The 4,535-nt window shown below is 66.1% G+C and carries 4 protein-coding genes; 2 read left to right on the top strand and 2 right to left on the bottom strand.

The genetic code is table 11. The features are described from left to right. Both MOV74_RS31865 and bluB read left to right on the top strand, forming a co-directional pair. A partial coding sequence (locus MOV74_RS31865) for an adenosylcobinamide-GDP ribazoletransferase (RefSeq protein ID WP_246930970.1) occupies window positions 1-304 on the top strand: 304 nt, incomplete at its 5' end. 4 nt (window positions 305-308) lie between these two features. Beyond that, window positions 309-941 carry a 5,6-dimethylbenzimidazole synthase gene (gene bluB / locus MOV74_RS31860; RefSeq protein ID WP_246930968.1) on the top strand — a complete coding sequence of 211 codons (633 nt, stop codon included), beginning with the start codon at window positions 309-311 and terminating at the stop codon, window positions 939-941. Window positions 942-1,060: 119 nt separating this feature from the next. On the opposite strand, the gene MOV74_RS31855 is transcribed toward bluB, so the two are convergent. Then, entirely contained in the window at window positions 1,061-2,749 is a 1,689-nt protein-coding gene (locus tag MOV74_RS31855) for a ShlB/FhaC/HecB family hemolysin secretion/activation protein (protein ID WP_246930967.1), read from the bottom strand. 11 nt (window positions 2,750-2,760) lie between these two features. Continuing rightward, window positions 2,761-4,535 (bottom strand): beta strand repeat-containing protein (locus MOV74_RS31850; RefSeq protein ID WP_404979204.1); only part of this gene is annotated, 1,775 nt, incomplete at its 5' end.

Below are 4,535 nucleotides of genomic sequence, written 5' to 3'. Positions count from 1 at the left end.
CGTGCCGGCCTTCATGTCCCTGGTCCCACCCGCGCGGCCGGACGGGCTTTCAGCGAGTGCGGGAGCGCCCCCCGGCCGCAGCGTCGCCATCGCTTTCGCGCTTGGAACGCTCGCGCTCGCCCTCGCGTTAGGGCCGGGCAAGGCGCTGGTCGGCCTGGTTCTGCTATCGCTCGCAGGCCTGATGCTGGCGCGGCTCGCCATCCGTCAGATCGGCGGACAGACCGGCGATATCCTCGGCGCGTTCGAGCAGCTAGGTGAGATCCTGATCCTGCTGGTTGCGGCCGCCTTCCAGATGGGGCGCTAGCTTCATGGTCGAGTTCGACGACACCTTCCGCCAGCATTTGCGCGAGCTGTTCGTGTGGCGGCGCGACGTGCGCCGCTTCCGAGCCGAAGCGCTGCCGGACGGCGCCATCGACCGCCTGATCGAGACCGCTTGCCTGTCGCCCTCGGTCGGCCTCAGCCAGCCCTGGCGCTTCGTCATCGTCGACGATGCCGCATGCCGCCGCGCCGTGGCCGAGGACTTCAAGGCGTGCAATGCCGAAGCTTTGGGTTCTTATGCCGGCGAACGCGCGGCGCGCTACGCCACGCTGAAACTGTCGGGCCTCGAGCAAGCTCCCGGCCACCTCGCCGTGTTCGCCGACAAGGCCAGCGACATCGGTCACGGCCTCGGCCGCGCCACCATGCCGGAGACCACGGAATATTCCGTGGTCGCCGCGATCACCGCGATGTGGCTCGCCGCGCGCGCTGAGAGCATCGGCATCGGCTGGGTGTCGATTCTCAATCCGGATCGTATCCACGCCATTCTCGACGTGCCTCTTAGCTGGAAGTTCATCGCCTATCTCTGTATCGGCTATCCGGAAATCGAATGCGACCGGCCCGAGCTGGAGCAGGCGAAATGGGAGCACCGGCGCGGGGGGGCGGAGTTCACGCTGCGGCGGTAGCAAGAGGGCCATCCGCCGTCGTTGCGAGCGCAGCGGAATGTATCCGCGGAAAGACCCTGGATTGCTTCGTCGCAAGAGCTCCTCGCAACGACGACGGTGAGATCGGAGCAGCCCGCCCGCTACGACTTGCTCCTGCCGGCCACCGCGGCGAGAGGCGCAGGCGGCTCGGGCTTCTGGAACATCAACAGCGGCCGGAAGATGACGCGGCCATAGGCCTCGTAATGGTTCTGGGTCGACACCGCCATCTTCAGCGGCGTCGCGTAATTTGCCTCGAACGTCATGAATGACGCGTAAGTCCAGGAGAAGCCGACGCCGACGGACGCCATTTCGGTGATGCCGGGGAAGGTCGAGTACACCGCACCCCAGTCGGTGAAGATGTAGGTGTCGAAACCCCTGAGCCATTGCGACCAGTTGTAGTGCAGCTCGGCGTTGAAATAATAGCCGCTGTCGCCGGACGCCGCGTTGGAGGGATAACCACGCACGGTGGTGGGACCGCCGATCGAGAAGATCTGATCGCCCGGCAGCAGCTTCTCCTGCGTGTACTGCCAGCTCGCCAGCACATTGGCGCTGAAGTTCTGGGGCCCCGCGGCGCTGGTCGCGATCAGCGAGCCGGTATAGGTGTTGAACGCCCGGTTATTGCCGAGCACGTAGTCGTGCCACGCGATATAATTCACCGCCGGCGAGACCGTGATCGAGTAGGTGTTGCCGGACTTGGTCACCGAGACGCCCGCCGTGGTCTTGTCGTAGTGATCGTCGGTGACGGCGACCGTGGCGAAGCGGCTGACCGTCTTGCCCTCGGTCAAGGCGGCGTTGAGCAGCACCAGCCAGTCCTGTGTCACCCAGACCGGCTGGCTGAAATTGACCGCGGCCTGGCTCGATCGACCGGTGACGTCGAGCGCGACGAACGGCCCCTGGATGATCTTGATCTTGCCTTCGGTATAGCTGACGCCGGCGCGCCCGCCCCAGGGATTGACCGGGATGCTGTAGGCGACGTTGCCGTTGAGATTGCCGTCGGAACGGACGCCGTAGAAGGTCAGGCGGTCGTCGACGCCGAACAGGCCGTGGCGCTTGTAGAAGGCCCCGCCCTCCCAACGCCCGGTGTTCTCCGCGCCCTGGTTGTCGGTGAAGAGCTGCAAGGTGTCGACCGGCGGCTCGATCACCGCGAATTGCAGGTCGGTGAGGCCGAAGCTCGTGCCCGGCTGCAGCAGCGCCTTGATCTGCACGTCGTTGGTGCGGTTGAACCAGATCACGTCGCGGTTGAGCTTGGGAACGTCGAGGACCTCGCCTTCGGGCTCCTTCACGCGATCGAGGATATAGTCGGTGCGGGTCTGCTTGTTGCCCTCGACCGTCGTCTTCTGCAGCCGGCCTTCGGTCAGCTTGACCCGGACGATTCCGCCCTTGGCGTCCTGCTCGGGCAGCGTCGCGATGCCCGTGACGATGCCGCGCGCGGCATAGACGGCATTGATGTCGGCGACGAGCTGCAACAGCGAGGCGATGTCGACGTCCTTGCCGACATACTTCTTCGCGATCTCATCCAGCTCAGCCGGCGTGATGAACTTGGACTCGTCGAACGTGACCTTGCGCAGGCGGAATTTCGGCCCGCCCGGCTTCAGGAGCTGGGCCTTTTCGCGCTCTCCGCCGATCACCGCGGGCCCTGTGAGCTTGGGCGGCGCGCTCTGCTGCTCGAGCTGGCGGCGCTGCCGGTCGACGTCGTTCTGGATCACGCCGGGATTGATCGACTGAGCGCGCGCGGAGGCGATGCAGGACGCTGCCAGCCCGACCGCCAATGCTGCCCCCCGAATCTGCATCCCGAATCCAATTACCATGCCTCTGCGAGACGGCCAATCGCCGGCTTCGCCGTCTCGATCGCCGCGTCCTTCCAGCCCGTACGTCCCGCACGCTGCCCCTTCTGGCGCAGCTTGCGCATGTCGCTGAGGCCTTCGATGTTGACGGCGGGACCGGAGCCGATGGCCTCGACCGGGCGCGGCGTCAGCAGCGCGTCGAGCCGTGCCTGGCCGGAGAGGCCGAGGAGGTAGAACGTTCCCCCGTCCTTCTTCGCGAGCCAGGACTCGATGCTCTCCTTGCCCTCGCCGTCGACCGAGATGTTGCGCATCATGCTGGCGCCGGTGAAGGCGTTGCAGCAGGTGTGGCTCGGCCCGTAATTGGTGACGGTCGCGGAGACATCGCCGGTATAGAACACCACATAGGCGTTGCTGACATTGGCGTTGCCGACCTGGCTCATGGTGAACACGCCGCCCGGCTGATAGAGCTGGAGCGTCGGCCAGCTGGACGGCGCCGGCGTGCGGTTGTTGAGCAGCACCTGCTGGTGGGCTGTTGTGAGCATGAGCTGACCCGGCACATAGCCGTTCAGGATCGTCACGGCAGGCGCATCCGTCCAGAAGGTCGCGTCCACCACCCTGAACTGATTGACGATGATGCTGTCCGGATCGATCGAGATGTTGGCGGACTTCGCCACGCCGCCATTGTAGCCGGTGATGTTCAGGATCAGCGGGATTGCCGGGTTCGACCGGATCTGCTCGCCCTTGACGTTGATCGTATCGGCCGCGAGATCGAGCTCCCGCACGACGCTGACCCAGTTGATCGTCAGGTCGCCCGACGAAGTCATCTTCACGACGTTGCCGCTGACCCGGTCGAACGAGACTGATCCGGCCACCTCGAAATGCGTATCGCCGTTGGCGGAGATCGATCCGCCGCGGAGCGAGCCGGCGTCGGACTTGACGTCGAGGCCGCCGGCATCGCCCGGGATCCCCGTCGTGGTGAGCTGGCTGAAGACGATGTCGTTCACGGCATGCAGGGTCTGCGTACCGCCGCTGCTGGCGGTGCCGACGGTGATCCCGCCTGCCGTCGCGGTGACGTCGAGCGTGCCGCCGGCGATGAGATTATCCCAATGAACGACCGTGCCGCTCAGGACTGCGTTGCCGGTCGAGGCCGTGAGGTTATGACCGGTGTTGGTGCCTGCGGCGAGCAACTTTGCGGAGCCGTGGGCCGAGACCGAGCCGAGTGTCGGCACGCCGCCTGACGTCACCGTCTGCGCCAGGATGAAGCCGTTGTCGGCGGTGACGTTGATGCTGCCGGCATCGCCGTTGACGCCCGTCGTGGTCAGCGCGTTGAAGATGACGTTGTCGCGGGCGCGAATGGTCTGCGTGCCGCCGCTCTGCGCGGTCTGCAGGTTGATGCTGCCCTGCCCCGCGGTCACGCCCAGCGTCGTGCCGACATTGAGGGCGTTCCAGTTGATCGGGCCGCCGTTGGCGGTCAGCAGGCCGGAGCCTGTGGTGGCGGCGAGCGTGTTGCCGCTGATGGTCGTGGCCGCCAGCAGCGTCGCCGAGCCATGGGCCGAGACCGAGCCCAGCGTGGTCACGCCGCCTGATGTCACCGTCTGCGCCAGGATGAAGCCGTTGTCGGCGGTGACGTTGATGCTGCCGGCATCACCGTTGACGCCCGTCGTGGTCAGCGCGTTGAAAGTGACGTTGTCGCGGGCGCGAATGGTCTGCGTGCCGCCGCTCTGCGCGGTCTGCAGGTTGATGCTGCCCTGCCCCGCGGTCACGCCCAGCGTCGTGCCGACATTGAGGGCGT

The sequence above is a fragment of the Bradyrhizobium sp. SHOUNA76 genome, assembly GCF_023006445.1.
In the GTDB taxonomy this organism is placed as follows: Bacteria; Pseudomonadota; Alphaproteobacteria; order Rhizobiales; family Xanthobacteraceae; genus Bradyrhizobium.
The sequence above is the reverse complement of the archived record's forward strand: the minus strand, read 5'-3'. Positions and strand labels throughout refer to the sequence as shown.